Below are 3365 nucleotides of genomic sequence, written 5' to 3'. Positions count from 1 at the left end.
GGTATGTCTGACTTAGAGTCAAAAATTGCTGGTCATGCAAAAGAAGCTGAAATCAAAGCAGATTTCTTAGCAGCACTTGAATCAGATGCTCCAAAACTTGCAATGGTTGACTCTGATAAAGGAACAACAAACTTCAACGCATCTAACGATGTAATAATCGATGCTTCTATGCCTGTGGTTGTTCGTGAAGGTGGTAAACAGTGGGACAGAAACGGTGACGCAGTTGAATGTGTAGCAGTTATACCTGATTCTACTTACGCTATGTTCCATGCTGAAATGTTAGCTGATTGTGTTAAAAACGGTCAATACGATGTAACCACAATGGGTACAATGCAAAACATTGGTCTTATGGCTCAAAAAGTAGAAGAGTTCAATAAAAATTTACAACCTCCACTCCAACTCACCAATATCCAACTTCCGATTCTCAAAAGGCTCAATAATATTAGAGATTTCAGAGAGTTTATAGTTCAATGGAAAACCTATCGCAGACCCTTTGGCGGTACTCTCTAAGATATAGTACTTTCTCCCATTGATATATAATCCTTCTACAAAACGGTTCAGGTGAACTTCATCAAGAGCCACAATAACAAAAATATGCTTGGGAACTAATACAAAATAACTCTCAATATCTAGCTCATGGAGCAAGGAGATGAGTAGATTACTCTTATCATCACAGTCACCGAAGTTTTTCTGTATTGTCTCTTGTGGAGAGTTTGCACTGAAATAGTTGATTTTATAAGGGATATGGGTGACATAGTTTAAGATATTTTGAACTTTACATAGATTACTACTGCACTTTTGTGTTAAATCATGGGCAAGTTTTTTTATATAGGGGTCATCTGTTGTACTGTTGATATAGGTTCCATCTTCTGTACCGATGTGCCGTCTATCTACGATAAAGAGGGCAGAGATAAATATATAGAGGAAATAGAGTCCGAAACTACCTATAATAACTTTTGAAAGTATTGTAGATAGTTTGGATTGCATTAGGCTGAGTAGTCAGAATTTGCTATAGCAATACAGTCAATCTCTATCAGTACATCTCTTGGCAGAGTTTTGACAGCAACAGTACTTCGTACAGGCTTGTGAGAGCCGAAATAGTGGGCATAGACCTCATTCATCTTTAGAAAGTCATCCATATCTGCTAGATATATTGTAGTTTTGATTACATCATTGAAGTGTGCGTTTGATGCCTCTAGTACATAAAAAAGGTTTTTTAGTACCTGATGTGTCTGATTTATAATATCATTTGCAACGATTTCACCCTTCTCATTCATAGCAATCTGCCCAGAGGTGTATATCATACCATTAGCAACTACAGCTTGTGAATATGGTCCAATAGCAGCAGGTGCTAGGTCAGTAGAGATAAATTTCATTTTAGTCCTTTCTATTTGTCTTCGTAAAATATATAGCTTGTTGAGTAGTCAGAGAACTCAAAATATACTCTTTTTTCGCCATCATCTTTTTTGCCATTGAAGTTCTTATCATTGTATCCATATCCGTATCGGTATGGACGAGTAGTTCCATCATCGGTTCCAGAAGCAGTTGAGAGCTTATCAATTTTAATGAATTTTTTAACCAGTTTATTACCTGCGTAAACCTCTAAAGTTCCATTAGTCCCTGTCCAGTTTTGGATAGAACGACTTAGTTTATTTTGGGTCTCTTGTGTACATCCACCCAATAGTAGTATAAAGGTGATTAAAATAGCCAGTTTTAGTTTCATGATATAATCCTTATTTTAATTAATGCAGTATTTTAACACAAAAATATTAAGATGGCATAGCAAATTTTTGAGTGATTAGCTCTCCATCACTATTGAAATAGAGATAGTAGAGTTTGTCTTTGACTACAGATAACCCTGCAAGATAACGAAGTGCCAAATTGGCTTGAAGTGAAGCTATGTGCATCACAATCGGTGCTGTTATTCCTGCTGGTTTGTGGTCAGAGATATTGAAAACTTGAAATGATGCATTCTCAAAAAAACAGACCTGTCCATGAAATGCTTCAACACTTCCATATATCCACGGTGTATCTCTACTTTTTGCATATTTGTCGATGGATTCACGCGTTTGTAGATTATCTGTAGCATCGAGTATAAGGTCATAGGAGTTTTCAAGCTTTTTGAATGTTTCAAAATCAATATTAAAAGCTCTAGCTGTGACAAAAGGATTTTTTGCCTCTATCATCTCTCTAGTAACTTCTGCTTTTAGACGGTTCTCATCTTTTAGACCAAAGGCGACTTGTCTATGGATATTGTGTAGACCAACGGTGTCAAAGTCCACTATATCAATATAGCCAATACCTGATGTTCCCAGAGCCAGAGCGAGGCTACAGCCTAGTCCACCAGAGCCAATAATAGCTATTTTTTTCTTTTCCAGTGAGGTTTGAGTCTCCTCACCCCATAGTTGAATCTGTCTGTTAAAGTAATCTTTTGTTTTTATCATGTGCAAGTGTAGCAAAACTTATCTAAGAAGATAAAAAAATTAGTATAATAGAATTATGAATAAATTAAACAGATATACAATTTTGACTCTAATTTTCTTGACTTTATCCTCTATGCTCTATGCAAAAGGTAATAAAATCCAAACTGGTAAAGCTAGTTGGTACGGCAAACAGTTTAATGGTCGTCTAACAGCTAGTGGAGAACGATATAATATGTATGATTTTACGGCTGCTCATAGAACGCTTCCATTTAATACTATGGTAGAGGTGACTAATCTTCAAAATGGTCGTTCGATTATCGTTCGTGTTAATGATCGTGGTCCTTATGCTAAAGGTAGAATTATGGATTTGTCTTATTTGGCTGCTAAAAAACTGGGGTATGTGAAAAAGGGAGTTGCTAAACTGAAACTGAAAGTGCTTTATAAACAAAAGAGAAGAAAAAAATAGTTCGGGTGTAAACACGCCGATTCCGAAAATGAAGATTGCATATAAGGAAACGATGGCTTCAGCCTCGTTAATTCAACGGCATTGAGCTAAAGCCATTGGCTCCAAATTGGAAACTAAATATATTAAAAGATATGATTTGACTTAAAATAAGAGTGGCGCGGTGGACGAGACTCGAACTCGCGACCCCCTGCGTGACAGGCAGGTATTCTAACCAACTGAACTACCACCGCACCTATAAAATGTAAAAGAATTGTATCTAAAATCACCTTAAGTAATCTTAATATTGTTCGATTTTATCGAACCTACAATGGTGGTCGCTACAAGACTCGAACTTGTGACATCTACCTTGTAAGGGTAGCGCTCTACCAACTGAGCTAAGCGACCTTATAATTGTTTTTATGGATAAAACTATGGCGACCCCTAAAGGATTTGAACCTTTGTTTTTGCGATGAAAACGCAATATCCTTGGCCACTAG

Annotated in this window: 5 protein-coding genes, 2 tRNA genes and 1 pseudogene; 2 read left to right on the top strand and 6 right to left on the bottom strand. The window is 36.7% G+C overall.

Features of this window, described 5'->3' with window-relative positions:
• Window positions 1-381, top strand: a pseudogene (locus GSY74_RS08645) (NADP-dependent isocitrate dehydrogenase); the annotation flags it as partial.
• Here the strand turns inward: GSY74_RS08645 and GSY74_RS08640 are convergent.
• Genes GSY74_RS08640 through GSY74_RS08625 form a run of 4 tightly spaced genes read right to left on the bottom strand, consistent with a single transcriptional unit; the run spans window position 382 to window position 2444 of the window.
• Window positions 382-987, bottom strand: coding sequence for a transglutaminase family protein (locus GSY74_RS08640; RefSeq protein WP_164664704.1), 606 nt, complete (start codon window positions 985-987; stop codon window positions 382-384).
• On the bottom strand, window positions 987-1376 hold the full coding sequence (locus GSY74_RS08635) for a RidA family protein (protein ID WP_164664703.1): 390 nt from the start codon (window positions 1374-1376) through the stop codon (window positions 987-989). Before GSY74_RS08635 ends, GSY74_RS08640 begins: the two co-directional genes overlap by 1 nt.
• Before the next feature lie 11 nt (window positions 1377-1387).
• Window positions 1388-1723 (bottom strand): hypothetical protein, encoded by a 336-nt coding sequence (locus GSY74_RS08630; protein WP_164664702.1) that lies wholly within the window; start codon window positions 1721-1723, stop codon window positions 1388-1390.
• 46 nt (window positions 1724-1769) lie between these two features.
• Window positions 1770-2444, bottom strand: coding sequence for a HesA/MoeB/ThiF family protein (locus tag GSY74_RS08625; protein ID WP_164664701.1), 675 nt, complete (start codon window positions 2442-2444; stop codon window positions 1770-1772).
• A gap of 55 nt (window positions 2445-2499) precedes the next feature.
• On the opposite strand from GSY74_RS08625, the gene GSY74_RS08620 reads away from it, so the two are divergent.
• Window positions 2500-2889: a septal ring lytic transglycosylase RlpA family protein gene (locus GSY74_RS08620; RefSeq protein WP_164664700.1), complete on the top strand. Its 390-nt coding sequence runs from the start codon at window positions 2500-2502 to the stop codon at window positions 2887-2889.
• 153 nt (window positions 2890-3042) lie between these two features.
• Here the strand turns inward: GSY74_RS08620 and GSY74_RS08615 are convergent.
• Together GSY74_RS08615 and GSY74_RS08610 are read right to left on the bottom strand one after the other, a co-directional pair.
• A tRNA-Asp gene (locus GSY74_RS08615) sits at window positions 3043-3119 on the bottom strand.
• A 78-nt stretch (window positions 3120-3197) separates the two neighbouring features.
• Window positions 3198-3273, bottom strand: a tRNA-Val gene (locus tag GSY74_RS08610).
• Between the last annotated feature and the right edge of the window lie 92 nt (window positions 3274-3365).

This window comes from Sulfurovum sp. bin170 (assembly GCF_010892395.1).
In the GTDB taxonomy this organism is placed as follows: domain Bacteria; phylum Campylobacterota; class Campylobacteria; order Campylobacterales; family Sulfurovaceae; genus UBA1140.
This window is presented reverse-complemented; position numbering and strand designations above follow the sequence as displayed.